The 18509-nt window shown below is 45.7% G+C and carries 13 protein-coding genes; 1 reads left to right on the plus strand and 12 read right to left on the minus strand.

Annotated elements, in window-relative coordinates:
- Nucleotides 1-21 precede the first annotated feature (21 nt).
- Entirely contained in the window at nucleotides 22-1974 is a 1953-nt protein-coding gene (locus tag ABDW33_RS02320) for a KUP/HAK/KT family potassium transporter (protein ID WP_343688454.1), read from the plus strand.
- Between the two features lie 55 nt (nucleotides 1975-2029).
- On the opposite strand, the gene ABDW33_RS02325 is transcribed toward ABDW33_RS02320, so the two are convergent.
- The 12 genes from ABDW33_RS02325 to ABDW33_RS02380 form a co-directional block, all read right to left on the minus strand.
- Nucleotides 2030-2887 (minus strand): pirin family protein, encoded by an 858-nt coding sequence (locus tag ABDW33_RS02325; RefSeq protein WP_343688455.1) that lies wholly within the window; start codon nucleotides 2885-2887, stop codon nucleotides 2030-2032.
- 63 nt (nucleotides 2888-2950) lie between these two features.
- Nucleotides 2951-4036 (minus strand): type I restriction endonuclease, encoded by a 1086-nt coding sequence (locus ABDW33_RS02330; RefSeq protein ID WP_343688456.1) that lies wholly within the window; start codon nucleotides 4034-4036, stop codon nucleotides 2951-2953.
- A gap of 174 nt (nucleotides 4037-4210) precedes the next feature.
- Nucleotides 4211-5905: a cell division protein FtsZ gene (gene ftsZ, locus ABDW33_RS02335; protein ID WP_343688457.1), complete on the minus strand. Its 1695-nt coding sequence runs from the start codon at nucleotides 5903-5905 to the stop codon at nucleotides 4211-4213.
- Between the two features lie 172 nt (nucleotides 5906-6077).
- Nucleotides 6078-7481, minus strand: coding sequence for a cell division protein FtsA (ftsA, locus tag ABDW33_RS02340; protein WP_343688458.1), 1404 nt, complete (start codon nucleotides 7479-7481; stop codon nucleotides 6078-6080).
- A 28-nt stretch (nucleotides 7482-7509) separates the two neighbouring features.
- A complete protein-coding gene (locus ABDW33_RS02345) occupies nucleotides 7510-8532 on the minus strand; it encodes a hypothetical protein (RefSeq protein WP_343688459.1) in 1023 nt (340 codons plus the stop codon).
- Nucleotides 8533-8552: 20 nt separating this feature from the next.
- Nucleotides 8553-9920 carry a UDP-N-acetylmuramate--L-alanine ligase gene (gene murC, locus ABDW33_RS02350; RefSeq protein WP_343688460.1) on the minus strand — a complete coding sequence of 456 codons (1368 nt, stop codon included), beginning with the start codon at nucleotides 9918-9920 and terminating at the stop codon, nucleotides 8553-8555.
- 14 nt (nucleotides 9921-9934) lie between these two features.
- Entirely contained in the window at nucleotides 9935-11029 is a 1095-nt protein-coding gene (gene murG / locus ABDW33_RS02355; protein ID WP_343688461.1) for an undecaprenyldiphospho-muramoylpentapeptide beta-N-acetylglucosaminyltransferase, read from the minus strand.
- Between the two features lie 12 nt (nucleotides 11030-11041).
- Nucleotides 11042-12244 (minus strand): FtsW/RodA/SpoVE family cell cycle protein, encoded by a 1203-nt coding sequence (locus tag ABDW33_RS02360; protein WP_343688462.1) that lies wholly within the window; start codon nucleotides 12242-12244, stop codon nucleotides 11042-11044.
- A 35-nt stretch (nucleotides 12245-12279) separates the two neighbouring features.
- A complete protein-coding gene (gene murD / locus ABDW33_RS02365) occupies nucleotides 12280-13620 on the minus strand; it encodes a UDP-N-acetylmuramoyl-L-alanine--D-glutamate ligase (protein WP_343688463.1) in 1341 nt (446 codons plus the stop codon).
- A 5-nt stretch (nucleotides 13621-13625) separates the two neighbouring features.
- Nucleotides 13626-14819: a phospho-N-acetylmuramoyl-pentapeptide-transferase gene (gene mraY / locus ABDW33_RS02370; protein ID WP_343688464.1), complete on the minus strand. Its 1194-nt coding sequence runs from the start codon at nucleotides 14817-14819 to the stop codon at nucleotides 13626-13628.
- A gap of 111 nt (nucleotides 14820-14930) precedes the next feature.
- A complete protein-coding gene (locus ABDW33_RS02375) occupies nucleotides 14931-16397 on the minus strand; it encodes a UDP-N-acetylmuramoyl-L-alanyl-D-glutamate--2,6-diaminopimelate ligase (RefSeq protein WP_343688465.1) in 1467 nt (488 codons plus the stop codon).
- Entirely contained in the window at nucleotides 16397-18502 is a 2106-nt protein-coding gene (locus tag ABDW33_RS02380; protein ID WP_343688466.1) for a penicillin-binding protein, read from the minus strand. The genes ABDW33_RS02375 and ABDW33_RS02380 overlap by 1 nt, the downstream gene beginning before the upstream one ends.
- Nucleotides 18503-18509 lie beyond the last annotated feature (7 nt).

Here is an 18509-nt window from a genome sequence, read left to right on the forward strand (position 1 = left end):
ACTTATTTAATTACTTATTTCGTGAGAAAAGACATTAACAGGGTAAGCCTGGCCGGTTTAGTAGTAGCATTAGGTATTATTTACGGTGACATTGGAACCTCTCCGTTATACGTTTTCAAGGCTATTATAGGTACGAACTACATTAGCGATCTTCTGGTCATTGGCGGTATTTCCTGTATTTTCTGGACCCTTACTTTACAAACAACCATCAAGTACGTCATCCTGACGCTGCAGGCGGACAACAAAGGTGAAGGCGGGATTTTCTCTTTGTACGCACTTGTAAGGCGACACGCCAAATGGGCCGTTATTTTTGGTATGATTGGCGGCGCTGCGCTACTGGCAGATGGCATCATTACCCCACCTATTACTGTAACGACCGCAATTGAAGGTCTTCGCACACTGGAAGTTTTCAAAGATCTTAGTCAGTGGACAATTGTAAAAATTGTACTTGGCATTATCACTTTACTCTTCGTGGTACAGCAATTTGGTACCAACTCTATTGGTAAGCTGTTTGGTCCCATCATGGTAGTATGGTTCTCTATGCTGGGTATCCTGGGGCTTTCCCACCTGGCAGATGACTTCTCTGTACTCAAGGCTTTCAGCCCGCACTATGCCATTCAGTTATTAACTACCTATCCACGTGGTTTTCTGATCCTGGGTGCTGTATTCCTGTGTACGACAGGTGCTGAAGCGCTCTATTCCGATCTGGGTCACTGTGGTAAGGGTAATATCAGGGTGTCCTGGACATTTGTAAAGACCTGCCTGCTGCTGAACTACCTGGGTCAGGGCGCCTGGTTGCTGACACATAAAGGCACCATGTTGCCTAAAGATCAGAACCCGTTCTTTACCATTATGCCTGAGTGGTTTGTGATATTCGGGATCCTGATCGCTACACTGGCATCTATTATTGCGAGCCAGGCATTGATCTCAGGTTCATTCACCCTGATCTCAGAAGCGATGCGATTGAACCTGTGGCCTAAGCTGAAGATCAATTATCCGACAGAAATGCGTGGTCAGTTATACATCCCGGGTATCAATACCATGATGTTTATTGGTTGCGTGGCAATCGTACTGATCTTCCAGGAGTCGGGGGCGATGGAAGCGGCCTATGGTCTTTCTATTACAATCTGTATGTTGATGACTTCCTGTCTCTTTGCGTTTTATCTATATACGCGAAGGGTACGCGTCAGTCTGATCCTGCTATATCTCATTATTTACTTTACGATAGAGTTCTCCTTCCTGTTTGCCAACCTGGTGAAATTTATGCATGGGGGCTATGTAACAGTGATTGTAGCCGGTGTGCTCTTCCTGATTATGCTGGTGTGGTTTAAATCCCGCAAGATCAAGAACCGTTACGTTGAGTTCGTGCGGCTGGAAGATCATCTGGCAGTGATCCAGGAGCTGAGCAATGATACGACTATACCGAAGTATGCAACGCACCTCGTATATATGAGTAGTGCTGATAACCCGAAGGAGATAGAGCATAAGATCATTTACTCTATTCTGAATAAGAAACCTAAACGTGCGGATATTTATTGGTTTGTGCATGTGGATGTGGTGGATGAGCCTTACCTGAGTGAATATTCAGTACAGACGATCATTCCGAATGAGGTAATCCGGGTGGAGTTCAGGCTTGGATTTAAGGTGGAGCAGCGAATTAACCTGATGTTCAGAATGGTGGTGGAAGATATGGTGAGGAATAAGGAGGTGAATATCACCAGTCGTTATGAATCGCTGAGCAAGAATAATGTGGTGGGTGACTTCCAGTTCATCGTAATGGAGAAGTTCCTGTCGCACGATAATGACCTGCCGTTGTACGAGCGTTTGATTATGCGGATGTATTTCTGGCTGAAACGTGTGAGTCTTTCTGAGGAGCGTGGTTTTGGTCTGGATAGCAGTTATGTGACGATTGAGAAATATCCGCTGGTAGTCGCGCCGGTGACGAACCTGCAGTTAAAGAGAATTATACATTAAATAAAGCGGGCCGCTCACATGAGCGGCCCGCTTTATTTAAAATACGATCGGCTTTTTAGTCGATGTAGAATCCGAATTTCCCCATTCTTTCATCGCGCATGGCTTCCATAATTTCCGTCTGTGTGTTCATGACATACGGGCCGTGCCAGGCGACAGGTTCGTTCAGTGGCAGCCCATCGCAATAGAGGATCAGTGCATCTTTGCCGGCGCTGATAGTAATTTCATCTCCATCGTTATTGAAGAGCACCATACTTCTGTCGCCGGTGTTCCGACCATTGACAGTGACCTCTCCGTGGAGCACATAGAAAAGAATGTTTCTTTCCTTCGCTACCTGGATGGTTGTGCTACCTCCTTCACTGATATCTACCAGATACGCGTTAATGTCTGTAATCGACTGTAAAGCGCCTTTATGACCATTCCACTGACCACCTGCAATGGCAACTTTCACTTTATCGTTTTCGATGACCGGAATATCGCTTTTTTGTAAGCCGGTGTATTTAGGAGGGATCATCTTTTGCTTTGCGGGCAGGTTGATCCATAATTGTAAAAGTTCCAGGTCGCCACCGGATTCTTTGAAGGTATCTTCCACGTATTCGTTGTGAATGAGGCCGCGGGCTGCGGTCATCCATTGAATGCCGCCTTCATCGATACGGCTGTGGAAGCCGTGAGAGTCTTTGTGTACCACGTGTCCTTTTACGATCCAGGTAACTGTTTCGAAACCACGGTGGGGGTGAGGGCCGAATGGCATGCCTGTATTGTAAGGAGGCAGTGTCATGGGGCCATGGTGGTGGAGTAAGAGAAATGGATCGATGGTGTTGCCATCAGGAAGTGGCAGTGGACCATAGAAGTGGTATGATGACAATGAACCACTGATGGGGTGGTTCGTGTTGATTTTGTTAATTGATCTTTGCATAGGGCAAAGGTACGAAGGAGTGGAGGGGGAGCCGATGGATCGGATGCAGAAAATGGTGCACTTTTATAAGGTGGCCCTGGCTTCTTCAGCCTGCTGCTGTTTGTATTTTAGTGCGGCTGCCTGAATCTGTTGCTCATAAGTGTATAGATCATCCAGATTTTTTATCTCTACCTTTTCTTCGTTTTCTTTGTCAAAGAGAGAAAGATACTTTTTCTTTCCGTTGAAATGTAGTCTGCATACGGGTTTCCTGTTATTGTTATCGATCAGGATACCGAAGTACGATTGTGTATCTCTGAAGAAAACCCTGTGTCCTTCCATCTTAGGACGCAGTATGGATTTTACGATATAAAATCCTTCCATTTCTTCTTCGGTGGTGACTATTTTTTGTTCATCGAGGTCAACAGGTTCCGTTACTTCTTCCTTGACTTCCTGTTGTTGCTGGTTGTTCAACGCTGATTTTAGCCGTTCATTAATGGTGTCATTAATAAACTGGTTATAGGAACGTTTTACAAAACCTTTGAACTGCTCCAGTACTTTGGCGGTGACCATAGAGGGGTATACAGACTTTGCAAAGAAGCGGGTAAAATCATCAGAGGGATCATTCAGTTCTCTTGCGATGATATGTTTTATCTCATTTGTATATTTTAATTCACTGGCGGTATTGATGATTTTATCCAGATCGAAGTAGTTCTTATGGAATTCCTTGAGTTTTTCGGTTTGATTGTCTTTCAGGTCATCTATCAGGAATTCAAAGAATGGTTTTTCATCCATTTTATTCGTCTCTACGAGGTCTGTATAAAACTTAAAATGAATGCCATTTGTAAGGATACCGAATCGGGCGCTTGTGCAGTGAAAGTACCGGAATAGCTGGCTATTATGTGGATTCAGATCGGCGGACCAATGTTTACATTCGATCAGCATGGTCGGTTTTCCTTCCTGCATAATAGCGTAATCTACTTTTTCTCCTTTTTTAATACCGATGTCTGCGATGAATTCGGGGGTTACTTCAAAGGGGTTGAATACATCATAGCCCAGGCATTGGATGAAGGGCATAATAAATGCATTTTTGGTAGCTTCTTCTGTTTGAATCTGGTCTTTGAGTTTGGCAACCCGGTCGCCTAGTTGCTTGATCTGGTCTTTAAAGTCCATGGTGGGGTATTTTATAGTTAGGAATATCGAGGTTATATCAGGGACATATTGCAATATCCGAATTCCTTTTCCCAGAACTGTTAATGACTGGTTAACACAAATAAAAAAGTCCTCCGGAGAACCAGAGGACTTTCTTTAACACAACTAAAAAAACAATCAAACGTTCGAATTAAATCAATCGGGTTTTTTCCCATCTAAAAAAGTATTGATCGTATTGATTTCTGCCTGGTTATTCTGACTATCTGAAATAGTATAGTTAGAGTAGAAATTCTCGGCAGAACCAGCGCCGTTATCGAGATTAATATTTCGACGAATGTACGCAGGAACGTTTTCAATTTCTGAATTATTATCGATGCCTTTCACGTTGAAGCTGAGGCTACGCAGTTTGGCTACGCGCTCTGCCTGTTTACGTTTCTGTTCTTCTAATTGTTCTTCAAATGCATGCAGTTGTTGCATATCATTTGACATTTCTGCACTTGGTTCTTCCTCACGGAATACGATCTTCATCTCTGGTGTTTCGGCAGGAGGTGGGGTCGTAGTAGGCTCAATAAAAATGTGTCTGGCAGGATATCCGCCAGCTGCCTGATTATTGGGCTGTATAACGTTCACATTGTTATAGCTGGTAGGCGCTGTTGATCCTACAGGCTCAATGTTGAGTGCAAAGCTGGACCTTCCGTTTTCGGCAGGAGGTTCTGGTGTAACAAAGGTAGTGGCGGGCTGTGTCACCACAGGCTCTACCAACCGTGGTGCCATATGGTCGGTTGGTTCGATGAACATAGCGTTATTGCTGGAGCTAACAGGGGTGTTCATCTTTTTTTCATCACCTTCACGACCCAGTTCCATTACGATTCTAGGCTGATTATGAGATGGATCCTGTGGGGCCTGTTTTACCTGCTGAATCGGTTTTTGTTCGAAACCGGTAGCGATAACGGTTACGCCTAATTTGCGATCCAGGTCCTGGTCGTAGCCGACACCGAGGATTACGTCGCAATCTTCACCTGCCTGGCTTTGTACGTAGGCCTGGATGGTATCCATTTCATCGAGAGTGTGCTCAAATTCGCCTTCTGCGGAAGAGATGTTCAGCAGGATCCATTTTGCACCACGGATGTCGTTATCGTTCAGCAGCGGTGAAGTCAGTGCTTCTTCGATTGCTTTCTGTGCGCGGTTTTCACCTTCTGCAGTAGCTGCACCGAGTATAGCCACACCACCGTTGCGCATTACTGTACAAACGTCCGCAAAGTCAACGTTGATCTGGCCGGTGCTGTTGATCACATCTGTGATACATTTGGCAGCGGTAGCCAGTACGTTATCTGCTTTTTCGAAAGCAGCTTTGAACTTCAGGTCGCCGAATTTCTGGCGCAGTTTATCGTTAGAAATTATCAGCAGTGTATCTACATATTCTTTCAGACGGTTCACGCCATCATCAGCCTGTTGCATTCTCTTTTTTCCTTCGTAGGAGAAGGGAGTAGTAACGATGCCGACAGTAAGAATACCCAGTTCTTTACAGATCTTAGCGATGATAGGTGCGCCACCTGTTCCGGTACCACCACCCATACCCGCAGTGATGAATGCCATCTTGGTATTCACCTCTAAGATCTTTTTGATTTCTTCAAAAGATTCTTCGGTGGCCTGTTCACCAATGCGGGGGTTGGCACCGGCACCCAGACCCTGAGTCAGGTGAGGACCTAGCTGAATTTTATTTGGTACAGGACTATTGGAGATAGCCTGTGCATCTGTATTACAGATGATAAAATTCACGCCCTCAATACGCTGGTTGAACATGTGGTTCACCGCGTTGCTTCCGCCACCACCAATGCCTATCACTTTGATGATGGAAGACTTTTCTTTGGGAAGATCAAAATGTATCATGACTCTATCTCTTTTATGGGTTAGTTAGTATAATTAATAATGCCCACAAATTCTTCTATAGTTAGTAATTATTTGGTAGTGGTAGAACCCACTACCATTATCCGAATATTAATTATCTGATTTGAAATCGTTTATGGCTGCAACAATTACGCCATTCTCGGAAAATACCCTGTTAAAGTTTCGCATCCTCTTCTTCGGTGAACATGTCGATGATCTTTGTTTTCATTCTGTCCAGGAAAGTTTTCAGAGAGGCGTTTCTTTCTCTCGCTTTTCTTGCCTGGATTTCTTCAACTGACGGGGTATCGTCTTCCCAGCTGTCTTCCTTTTCTGTAGCGGCTTTTGAGGCCTGCTCCTTGGCGATGTAGCTGGTATTGATCTTAACGTAATTTTCTTCCATTGCCCTGCGGTCGTTCTCATAGTCGTTATAACCTTTGAGGATAAGACCGATACAGGTAGAATACATTGGTTTGGTCAGCTCGTCGATATGACCGGAGGCCAGGTGCTCGTTTGGATAGCCAATTCGTGCGCTTACACCGGTTGTATATTCTGTGAGCTGGATCAGATGTTTCAGTTGGGAGCCACCACCTGTGAGGATGATACCACCATTGAGCATCTTGTTGTCCATTCCAATTTGCTTGAGATGATAAATGACGAAGTCCATGATTTCACTCATACGTGCCTGTATGATATGTGCCAGGTTCTTCACAGAAATCTCTTTAGGGCTTTGTCCGCGCAGTCCGGGGATGGTGATGTAAGCATTGCTTTTTGCTTCATCTGCCAGTGCGTATCCGAATTGCACTTTCATTTGTTCTGCCTGTGTTTTCAGTACACCGAGACCGTTTTTGATATCGTTGGTGATATTCTCACCACCGTAAGGTATTACGGCTGTGTGTTTCAGGATACCTTCGTAGAACACAGCCAGGTCGGTAGTACCGCCGCCGATATCTACGATGGCTACGCCTGCTTCGAAGTCCATGTCACACATTACGGCAGCGGCAGAAGCCAGGGGTTGAAGTACCAGGTCGTGGATCTTCAGTCCGGATTTCTCAACGCTACGGTTGATGTTGCGAATTGCATTCTTATCACCGGTGATGATATGAAAGTTCGCACCTACTTTCACACCGCTCATCCCGATCGGGTAGGTGATGTTCTGGAGGCTATCAACGATATATTGTTGCGGGATCACGTCAATGATCTGGTCACTGGCGGGGATCACCGTTTTATACTGGTCATTTATCAGCTGATCAATATCTTTCTGGGAGATTTCCGCTTCGGTATCGTTACGCACGATATCGCCACGGGTCTGCAGGCTTTTGATGTGATGACCTGCAATGCCAACATACACTTCATTGATCTCCAGGTTTGGATTAGAAGCATAGCAGTTCTCCAGGGCCTGACGTATTGCCTTGATTGTCTGATCGATATTCAACACCATTCCGTGTTGAACACCGAAGGACGGAGCTTTACCGAAACCCAGGATTTCCAGTTTCCCGAATTCGTTCTTTCGACCTGCGATGGCAGCAATCTTTGTAGTTCCAATATCAAGGCCTACAATGATAGGAGCTTCCTGATTCATGGCGTTTCTATAGTTTTTTGTTGTGTTACTAATTTCTACCTGGCCTATACACTGCCTTTGGTTCCTTTTTTCCAGACGACTTGTCCTTTTGATTTCTCTGTTTCGAAGGCGTAGGTCTGGCAGGTACCACTCTGACGGAGGCTTCCAGCTTTGCTGCTTCTGGTTGCACTGAGTCATTTCCGTGCACCATGATCCTCGCCAGTGTATCGCCGGTGCTGGCTAATTTAGCGCTGTCTTCAGCGGCCAGCTTTTTCGATAATTCTTCCCCGCTTCTCCGTGTACATACTACTTCGTTTTCGAATGCAACGTTGATTTTTGCGTAATTGTTCCAACCCACTTTGCTTAGTCCTTCTTTATAAAACGCCAGCAGTTTGTTGAATTTTTTTGGTACATCGGTACCATCGCCAAACAGTATCACGTGATCTCCCAGTGTTGGTATGATTTCAAACTCACGCTGGGGAGTGATCACTACCTGTTCTACCTGAGCCGTCCAGAAAGGGTCGCTTTGTACAAAGCTGCCTATTTCCATGATACCAGCAGTCAGTGCGCTGTCTGCCTTTTGCACTTTAGCAGCGTCTGACGGATAATCTGTGAACACCGGTACTCTTGCTGTATATCGGGCTGATACCGGTATTCTTTCTCCATCTTTGTCCAGGTAGTAAGTATTGCCTGTTAAGGTAAAGATCCTTGCTACGGGCTCTCGCTGAGCGACTTTGATGTTGAGTCTTCGCTGGTTGTCCACAAAGATATCTGCAGTTTTTACCCAGGGATCACGCGCTACGATCTTCTCCAATGCTGCGATGTTAATCTCTTTTATGGGCTTGCCTACAGGATTTAAGTTCTTGTCGCCAGCCACCAACGCTTTTATATCTTTCTCTTCTATAAAAAAGTTGTTTTCGTCTCCCACCAGTTTTACAACGATCCCTTTGCATTTACCCTCTTCTTTTTCCTGCACTGCCGCAACAAGCAGGATAACGAAGCCGGTCAATACCGCCGTCCATAGCAGTACACTACCTATTCGTTTTAATGCCCGGCGGGTCTTGGTTTGCATTTGGGTTTTAGTTTTGTTGTCTACTCTTTCACTTTTTCTCCATTCAATATTTCTTTGATTGGATCTCTGAATTGGTCAATGTCCCCGGCACCAGCCGTGATGAGCAATGGTGCACTATTCGCTTTTACCCAGGCCAATACATCTTCTTTCTGTATGACCTTTACCGGTACTGTTATCTTTTCCGCCAGCATTTCGCTATGCACGCCTTCGATCGGTAATTCCCTGGCCGGATAGATGGGTAACAGCAGCACTTCATCTGCGAGTGACAGGCTTTCTGCAAATCCTTCTACCAGATCACGTGTACGGCTGTACAAATGTGGCTGGAAGAATACTACACAACGCTTGTCTGGGAAAAGGCTACGGGCGCTGCTGATGAGGGCGCGTAGTTCTTCCGGATGATGTGCATAGTCATCAATGTATACCTGATAATCGTTCTTCACCAGATATTCAAAGCGACGTTTGATGCCTTTGAAATCAGCGATTGCTGCTTTGATCTTTGCGGCGTCAATGCCTAACAGGTGTGCCACGGTGATGGCTGCCACTGTATTCTCGATATTATGTGTACCTCCTATAGGCAGTTGTACATCATGAATGTGCCAATCCTGTTCTACTACATCAAACAGATAACCACCGTCAACTGTTCTGATGTTGGTCGCATAAACATTTGCCTGACTATCCTGCAGGTGATACCAACGTTTATTATCACCTTTCAATTCTGCTGCACGGGCTAATCCCAGTTTTGCGATCAGCGTACCATTGGGTTTTATGTTTGCCGTATACTGTATAAAAGCATCCTGCATGTCAGCTTCTGTGCCGTAGATATCCAGGTGATCTGCATCCATGGCAGTCAGTACAGCGATATCCGGGTGAAGTTTCAGGAATGAACGATCATACTCATCCGCTTCGATCACAGCCACCTGTTTGTCGCTGCTCCAGAAGTTACGGTCGTAGTTGGCACTGATACCTCCGAGGAAGGCGTTGCAACCATAACCGCTATGACGCAGTATGTGAGCGGTAAGGGTAGAGATGGTTGTTTTGCCATGTGTACCACCTACGGTGATGGCGAACAACTCTTTGGTGATCTCCTGCAATACATCGCTTCGTTTTACTACTTCGTATTCGTTTTTCTTATACCAGATCAGTTCAGCATGGGTACCTGGGATAGCGGGTGTATATACAACCAGTTGTGCATTTTTGTCCAGCAGGTTGGTATCATCCGAGTAATGGATCTGCATACCTTCTTCAGCCAGCTGACGGGTCAGTGGTGTTTCGGTACGGTCATAGCCACTTACATGCACGCCTTTCTCATTAAAAAAGCGGGCGATGGCGCTCATACCGATGCCTCCGATTCCAATGAAGTAAACGCGTTGTATGTTTTTCAGATCCATTTTTCTTTCTCCTTTTATTTGATCAGCGCTAACACTTGTTTAGCAATGACCATATCAGCATTTGAATTTCCCAGTTTACCTATATTTTCTTCCAGCTGTTGCAATAACGCATTGTTTTGTAACAGGCTAAAAAGTGTATTTCCCAGTTGGGCAGTGGCATCATCATTTTTAATGATGAGGGCTGCTTTTTTATCTACCAGGCTTTTTGCATTGAACGTCTGGTGGTCTTCTGCCGCAAACGGGTAGGGCACGAAGATGACAGGTTTTTTCACTACACAGAGTTCAGCGATGGCCAGTGCGCCTGCACGTGATACCACTACATCTGAAGCTTTGTAGGCGAAGTCCATTACGTTGATGAATTCATACACTTTTACATGGGAGGTGTATGGTTCGGCAGCTGTTTTGGCTGTTTCAAAGTAAGGCTTACCTGTTTGCCAGATCAGCTGGATATTTTTCTCTACAAAAGAGGCGAGGATGGGTGCCAGTGCCTCGTTGATGGCTTTTGCTCCCAGGCTTCCACCTACGGCAAATACAGTTTGTTTGCCGGTGCGGAGACCGAAGTGCGCGAGTGCATCTTCTTTTGATACGGCAGATTGTGTAATGTTTCCCCGTACAGGATTGCCGGTCATTACAATTTTATCAGCCGGAAAGAATTTCTCCATGTTTTCGTAAGCGACACAGATTTTAGCGGCTTTTTTTCCGAGGGCCATATTGGCTTTCCCTGCGAAGGAGTTTTGCTCCTGTATGAGGGTTGGAATACCTTTTTTCTGTGCTTTGCGCATGACAGGGAAGCTGGCATAACCGCCTACACCTACCACAGCATCCGGTTGGAAAGCGTCAATGATCTTACGGGCCTGTGAAAGGCTTTTCAGGATCTTGAATGGTAACAACAGGTTCTTGAGCATATTGCTGCGATTAAATCCTGCTATTTCCAGTCCTTCGATGCGGTAGCCAGCCTGCGGTACTTTTTCCATTTCCATCTTTCCTTTGGCACCTACAAAGAGGATCTCTGTTTCCGGTTCTATCTTTTTCAACGCATTGGCAATAGCGATTGCCGGGAAGATATGTCCTCCGGTACCACCACCTGCTATGATAATTCTGCGTTGCATATTTCTATCAGTTTAAAATTCTTCTATTTCAGCTTGCTGGGCGACTACCTTCGCAATCCTTTCCTGTTCTATTCTTTTTCCTTCCAGTTCTTCCACATTTCTTGATACACTTAGTATGATACCAATAGCAAGACTGGTAAAGATCACCGAGGATCCACCCATACTCACCAGCGGTAATGTTACACCTGTTACGGGGAAGAGTCCTACATTCACTGCCATATTTGTCAGTGCCTGTATGACTAATGTGATGCTGAGACCAACTGCCAGAAAAGCGCCGAAAGCATAGGGACATTTTCTAAACAAGCTGATACTTCTAAGTAATAGCAACATATAGGCCATCAATATCAAAAAGGCGCCAAATATACCATACTCCTCAATAATTGTTGCGTATATGTAATCGCTGTAGGCATGTGGCAGGAAGTTCCGCTGCGTGCTGTTGCCCGGACCTTTACCCAATACACCACCACCTGCGATAGCGATATTAGCTTGTTGCACCTGATATGGCAGGTCAGCATTTGTGGCATCGTCGGAAGTAAAGTGTTCTATTCTTTTCTTCCATGTTTCGGTACGCATCTTTTTGCCTGTCAGTGCTGCGACGGCAAACATCAGCACAATAGCCACGAGACCTACACCTACCATAGCGAGGAGGTACCTTACGGGTACCCGGCCTATAAAGCAGAGGATCATGCAGCTGGCGCCCAGCAGTAATGCAGTCGACATGTTTGCAGGCATGATCAGTATACAGATCACACCAACAGGAATAATGATTGGCAGGAAGCCTTTCTTAAAATCGCTGATGATACCCTGTCTTTTGGAAAGTTGCCTGCTTACATACATGAATATGGCCAGTTTAGCCACGTCAGAAGTCTGGAAAGTCAGATTAATAACGGGGAGTCTAATCCAGCGGCTTGCATCATTCACATGTCTGCCAAATGCCAGTGTATAGATCAGTAAGGGGATAGAGATCAGGAAACCTATCTGTGCGACACGTGAGTAAATAGTATAATTCACCCGGTGTGCAAAGTAGATGATCAGCAAACCCATTACCAGTACGCTCAGTTGTTTGAAGAGGTAGTACTCCGTATGACCGCCCTGCAGGCGATAGGCAAGCGACCCTGTGGCGCTGTAAACCGCCAGCAGACTCACTAATGACAGGAAGATCACGATCGTCCATATCACTTTGTCACCCTTTGTCCTATGAAGTAAACCGTCCATTTAAACTTTTTTGCTCTCCGGAATATCCCGGATGTTTATAGTTCCCTCACTGCTTCTTTGAATTGCTTTCCTCTGTCTTCGTAGTTCTTGAACAGATCGAAGCTTGCACAAGCAGGCGAGAGTAGTATTACATCACCTTTTTCTGCATGTTGAAAGGCTGCATCTACAGCTTCTTTCATACTGCGCGTATCAATCATTACCGGTGTATCTTTTGATAACGCTTCCTGAATGGGAGCATTGTCTATACCCAGGCAAATAATTGCTTTTACTTTTTCTTTAACCAGTTCCCTGATAGCGCTATAATCATTTCCTTTGTCAACACCTCCCATAATGAGCACTACCGGGGTTTCCATGCTTTCCAGTGCAAACCACAGGGAGTTTACATTGGTCGCTTTACTATCATTGATGAAATCCACTCCACGCACAGTGGCAACGTACTCCATACGGTGCTCCAGACTCTTAAAAGAGGTCAGGCTCTCCCGAATTTTTTCTTTCCTTATCTCCATGGTCCTTCCAGCAATACCCGCTGCCATGGAATTGTACAAGTTGTGCTTGCCCTTAAGCGCGAGATCATACATTGATACGATTACTGGTTCATCATTAACCTGAATGTTTACCTGATCGTTTACCATAAATCCTCCTTGCTTTAACGGTTCCATGATAGTAAAGGGTATTGATGTTGAATAAATAGTTTGCTTCTTTAAATAATTGTCAATCTCCTGATCGTCTTTGCAATACACAAAGAAATCTTCCGGCCCCTGATTCATCGTTATGCGGAATTTTGACGCCACATAGTTCTCCATTTTGTAGTCATATCTATCCAGATGATCTGGTGTGATATTCAACAAGATGGCCACGTTGGGCTTGAACTCCACAATATCGTCCAGTTGAAAGCTACTCACTTCGACGATATAATAATCAGCAGGTGCGGTTGCAACTATACGGGCATAACTAAGACCAATGTTACCTACCATTGCGGCTTTGAGACCAGCTGTCTCAAATATGTGGAAAGTGAGTGCAGTGGTTGTACTCTTTCCGTTGCTACCGGTAATGGCGATTACTTTGGCATCTTTGCTAAACCTGTAAGCCAGTTCGATCTCAGAGATCACTGGTACTCCTTTTTCACGGATCTTTTTCATCAGTTCCGTTTTTTCAGGAATGCCAGGGCTTTTAACAATTTCATCGGCACCTAAAATCACATCCCAGGAATGCTGTCCTTCCTCGAAGGGAATTTTGTTCACAGCGAGTTCCTGTTTATAAATATCCTTGATAGTTCCACCATCTGACACGAATACATCATACCCCTGTTGCTTGCCTAACAGGGCTGCACCAATTCCGCTTTCACCGGCTCCGAGTATGATGAGTTTCTTTGTCATTTTGCTTATCTGATTTTTAAAGTTGCAATACTAACGACTGCACACATAATTGTAATGATCCAGAACCTTACTGCTATTTTACTTTCGTGGTATCCCAGCTTCTGGTAATGGTGGTGGAGGGGCGACATCAGGAAGATGCGTTTACCTTCACCGTATTTCTTTTTGGTGTACTTAAAGTAAGAGACCTGTAACACAACGCTCAGGTTTTCTACGAGGAAGACACCACAGAAAATTGGTATTAATAATTCTTTTCTTACGATGATGGCCAGGGAGGCGATGATGCCACCCAAAGCCAGGCTACCTGTATCTCCCATGAACACCTGAGCCGGATAAGCATTGTACCAGAGGAAACCTACGCAGGCACCTACAAAGGCGGCAATGAATATGGACAGTTCACCCAGGTTGGGGATGTACATGATATTCAGGTATTCGGCGAACTGGATATTACCGGATACGTAAGCGAATATGCCAAGACAAACGCCTATGACGGCCGAGACACCGGTGGCCAGTCCATCTAATCCATCTGTGAGGTTGGCACCATTGGACACTGCTGTAATGATGATGATCACGATGAGGATGTAGAGGATATAAGTATATTTCTCTGCGCCGGGGATCCATGAGATCAGCTTGGCGTAGTTGAATTCATGGTTCTTTACAAAAGGAATAGAGGTGATCGGTGTTTTTACATCAGCAAAACGATGTCCATCTTTTGTAACTCTTTCCGATTTGGCTACTACTCTTTCGTAGGGAGCGATTTTTTTTGCACCCAGTATCTCGCGGGAGATGACTACGTTTTCGTTGAAGTACAAGGTGCTGCCGATGATGATACCCAGGCCAACCTGTCCGAGGATCTTGAACTTACCGGCCAGTCCTTCTTTGTTCTTTTTGAAGACTTTGATATAGTCGTCCAGGAACCCGATCAAACCTAGCCAAACGGTGCAGAGCAACATGAGCCAGATGTAAACGGTTTTAACCTGAGCAAACAGCAGGGTAGGAATAACGATAGCCGCCAGGATGATCAGGCCACCCATGGTAGGGGTACCTTTCTTGCTGTTTTCACCGGCCAGACCGAGGTCACGGATAGTTTCACCGATCTGTTTTTTCTGGAGAAACCGGACGATACGTTTACCTAACAAGAGAGAGATAACCAGGGATAACAGTAACGCCATAGTCACACGGAACGTGATGAATTGAAACATCCCGCTTCCGCTGAAATTTAACGTTTTCAAATAATTGAATAAGTAATAGAGCATACTGTTAGTTAGTAGTTAGTTAGTTGTTTGTTAGTTGTTCGTTAGTTGTTTGTATGATTATTTCTCCATCATCTTCATCATTTCTTCCAGCACCTGTTTGTCATCGAAAGGATGTTTCACCCCTTGTATTTCCTGGTATTTCTCATGGCCTTTGCCTGCTATGAGAATGATGTCTTCAGGATTGGCGAGGCTGATGGCTGTTTTGATCGCTTCTTTACGGTCGGTGATAGACAGTACTTTCTTTTTAAGATGTACGGGTACACCGGCTTCCATCTGTTTAATAATCTCGTTCGGATCTTCTGAACGGGGATTATCTGAGGTCAGGATCACCCTGTCACTGCGTTCAACTGCTACTTCGGCCATAACAGGGCGTTTAGCAGTATCACGATCGCCGCCGCAGCCGACTACGGTAATGACCTGTTCGTTGCCTTTGCGCAGGTTTTTGATAGTAGCCAGCACATTGAGCAAGGCATCTGGGGTATGTGCATAATCCACGATACCGATGATGCGCTGATGGGGAGAGACGATATAATCGAAACGTCCTTCAGCTCCGGAGAGGTCACTGAGGGCCTGTAATACGCGGGCTTTGTCCTGGTTAAGCAGGGTAGCGGCTCCGTATACGGCCAGCAGGTTGTATGCGTTAAACTCACCGATGAGGCGGAAGTGTACTTCTGTCTCATTGATCATCATGATCAGGCCAGTGAGGTTATTTTCAAGGATCTTTCCCTTAAAGTCTGCAACGGTGCGCAGGCTATAGGTTTGTTTTTTTGCTTTGGTGTTTTGCAGCATCACGTTGCCTCTTTTATCGTCGAGGTTAGTGAGGGCAAAAGCCGTAGCGGGGAGGCCATCGAACCAGGACTTTTTCACCCGGATGTATTCGTCGAAGGTTTTGTGATAGTCCAGGTGATCGTGGGTGATATTGCTGAAGATGCCTCCGGCAAATTTCAGCCCGGCTATTCTTTGCTGGTGAATAGCGTGGGAGCTTACTTCCATGAACACATAGTCACAGCCATCGTTCACCATATCGGCCAGGAGTGCATTCAGGTGGATGGTATCTGGCGTGGTATGGGTAGATGGTACGATCCTGTCGCCGATCTGGTTCTGCACGGTAGAGAGCAGGCCGCAATGGTAGCCCAGTGCGCTGAACAGTTTGAACAGGAGGGTAGCGATGGTTGTTTTGCCATTGGTACCGGTTACGCCTACGAGTTGCACCTTATGAGAGGGGTTGTCGTAGAAGTTAGCGGCTATTACACCGGCGGCGGTGGCGCTACTGTTCACCTGTACGTAGACAACATTGTCGGCAGTTTGTGCAGGCAGTTCTTCGCAGATGATGGCAGTGGCGCCCTGTTGCACAGCTTTGTCAATGAACAGGTGACCATCGGCATGTACGCCTCTGATTGCAATGAAGGCATCGCCGGGTTTTATGGCCCTGGAGTCGATGTTCAGTGCATTCACGGCGGTATCGGTTGACCCTTTTACGGCCACGATGTTTACATTATATAATATGTCACGCAGTGTTTTCATTAACTCAGTTCTATGACGATCGTTTGATTTTTTTCTAATTGTGTACCTCCTGGAATGGACTGGTTGGTGACTTTCCCTGCACCTCTTACAACCACGCGCAATCCTGCATTTTCGAGCAGGTACAAAGCATCTTTCAATCCCATACCTGTTACATTTGGCACACTACCTTTTGCCTGGGTAACTGGAGTGAAGGCGACCTTCCTGTCAGTTACGGTGGCACTTACCCAATTGTTGTTATTGACTTCACCTTCAACGGGCAGGTCCAGTGTACTGGTGATTTCTTTCCAATCACGGGCCTTGCTGTTTTTGAATGCCAGCAATGTATCCAGCATCAGGTTCGCTCTCATGGGTCGTTGTTTTTCAACGGCGATAGCATATAATTTATCTGCTACTTCGCGAAAAACGGGTCCTGCTACAGAAGCGCCGTAGAACTTTGCCGCGTGTGGTTTGTTTTTGATCACCACGACGCAGGTGAACTGCGGATCTTTGGCAGGAAAATATCCTGCGAAAGAGGACTGGTATATTTTATCGGCATAACCCCGGTTAGCATTCGCTACCAGGGCGGTACCGGTTTTACCGGCAAAGCTGTAATATGGAGACCACAATGATCTGGCTGTTCCATTCATTACGACTCCTTCCAACATTGCTTTTACCTGTGTGAGGGTATTAGTGGAGCAGATGCTATCCATTAATACTTCAGGTTCGAAGCTTTTAACTGGTTTACCATATTCATTAATGGAGTTGACCAGGTATGGCTTCATCATTTTACCGTTGTTTGCTACCGCGTTGTAGAGCATGCAGGTTTGCAACGGGCTGATTAAGACTTCGTAACCGAAAGCCATCCATGGCAGGCTGGTAGCGCTCCATGTTCTGCTGGCGGTTGTTTTGATGACTGGTTGGTCTTCGCCTACGAGATCTATACCGGTTGGCTTGTCGAGTCTGAGTTTTCTCAGGTGCCAGACGAAGTCGTTTGGTTTTTTATTATAGAACTGATAGGCCAGTTTTGCCATTCCCACATTTGAGCTCAGTTCGAACGCGTGTTTGATGGTAACGTTCGTCTGGCCGGGGTGTGGTTCTGAGTCGAATACGGTCCTGCGTCCTATCTGCCACTTACCTTCCTGCAGGTTGACCATGTTGTTCATGGTAGCGTATTTGTCGTCGAGTACGGAGATGACGGTAGCCAGTTTGAACGTAGAGCCGGGCTCTGTAGCTCTGAGGGCGTAGTTCATATCTTCGAAGTAGCTGCCATCTGGTTGTCTGCCCAGATTGGCGATTGCTTTGATCTTACCGGTTTTCACTTCCATGAGTATGCAGGTGCCGTTTTCTGCTTCGTTGGCGACCATCATGTTCATGAGGGCGGTTTCAACGATATCCTGCATGTTTACGTCGATGGTGGTGATGATGTCGTGTCCGTTTTCGGGTTCGATATCATATCCTTCGACGGGAACGAAAGTGCCACCGGCGATGCGGCGCATCAGTCTTTTACCGGTGGTGCCGCTTAAATAGCTATCGTAGGTCCTTTCGAGACCTACGTTCTGTGCATTTTGCCTGCTTAAACCGATGGTCCTGTTGGCCAGCAGTTTGAAGGGGTTGATGCGTTTATTTTTCGTTTCCGCGATCAGGCCTCCTTTATTTTTCCCTAGTCTGAACATTGGGAACTGGCGGAGTTGCTGATATTGGGTAAACGAGATATCTCTTTTCAGGAGAAAGTATCTGTCTTTGTTTTTATAGCCTTCCTGCAGGAGTGTTTTATACTCCTTAGGAGTGTGATCCTGAAAAGTCTTTGAAAGACAAATGGACAATGAGTCAACATTGTCCTTGAAGATCTTTCCATTTTTATCGGTGAGGCCATCTGCTGCGAAATCGACTCTTACGTCGAAGTAGGGGATCGATGTGGATAACATCCTACCTTCTTCGGAGTAGATGGTACCCCGGTCTGCGTCGAGGGTTACGTAGCGGGTATGCAGGCTGTCGGCCATGCTTCGCCAGTAATTACCTTCAACGTTCTGGAGGAAGAACACCTTTATTAATATAGCCACACCAAACAGACCCATGCCTATAAAGCACAGATACACTCTCCACAATATGTCTTTCTTTACTTCCACAGTCTGA

It is taken from the genome of Chitinophaga sp., from assembly GCF_039596155.1.
GTDB lineage: Bacteria > Bacteroidota > Bacteroidia > Chitinophagales > Chitinophagaceae > Chitinophaga.

What these genes read in the sequence shown, in the direction of transcription:
- ftsZ (WP_343688457.1), bottom strand. Translation starts at nt 5,905, where the DNA reads ATGATACATTTTGATCTTCCCAAAGAAAAGTCTTCCATCATCAAAGTG.
- ABDW33_RS02375 (WP_343688465.1), bottom strand. Translation starts at nt 16,397, where the DNA reads ATGAAAACACTGCGTGACATATTATATAATGTAAACATCGTGGCCGTA.
- ftsA (WP_343688458.1), bottom strand. Translation starts at nt 7,481, where the DNA reads ATGAATCAGGAAGCTCCTATCATTGTAGGCCTTGATATTGGAACTACA.
- ABDW33_RS02325 (WP_343688455.1), bottom strand. Translation starts at nt 2,887, where the DNA reads ATGCAAAGATCAATTAACAAAATCAACACGAACCACCCCATCAGTGGT.
- murG (WP_343688461.1), bottom strand. Translation starts at nt 11,029, where the DNA reads ATGCAACGCAGAATTATCATAGCAGGTGGTGGTACCGGAGGACATATC.
- mraY (WP_343688464.1), bottom strand. Translation starts at nt 14,819, where the DNA reads ATGTTTCAATTCATCACGTTCCGTGTGACTATGGCGTTACTGTTATCC.
- ABDW33_RS02345 (WP_343688459.1), bottom strand. Translation starts at nt 8,532, where the DNA reads ATGCAAACCAAGACCCGCCGGGCATTAAAACGAATAGGTAGTGTACTG.
- ABDW33_RS02360 (WP_343688462.1), bottom strand. Translation starts at nt 12,244, where the DNA reads ATGGACGGTTTACTTCATAGGACAAAGGGTGACAAAGTGATATGGACG.
- murD (WP_343688463.1), bottom strand. Translation starts at nt 13,620, where the DNA reads ATGACAAAGAAACTCATCATACTCGGAGCCGGTGAAAGCGGAATTGGT.
- murC (WP_343688460.1), bottom strand. Translation starts at nt 9,920, where the DNA reads ATGGATCTGAAAAACATACAACGCGTTTACTTCATTGGAATCGGAGGC.
- ABDW33_RS02330 (WP_343688456.1), bottom strand. Translation starts at nt 4,036, where the DNA reads ATGGACTTTAAAGACCAGATCAAGCAACTAGGCGACCGGGTTGCCAAA.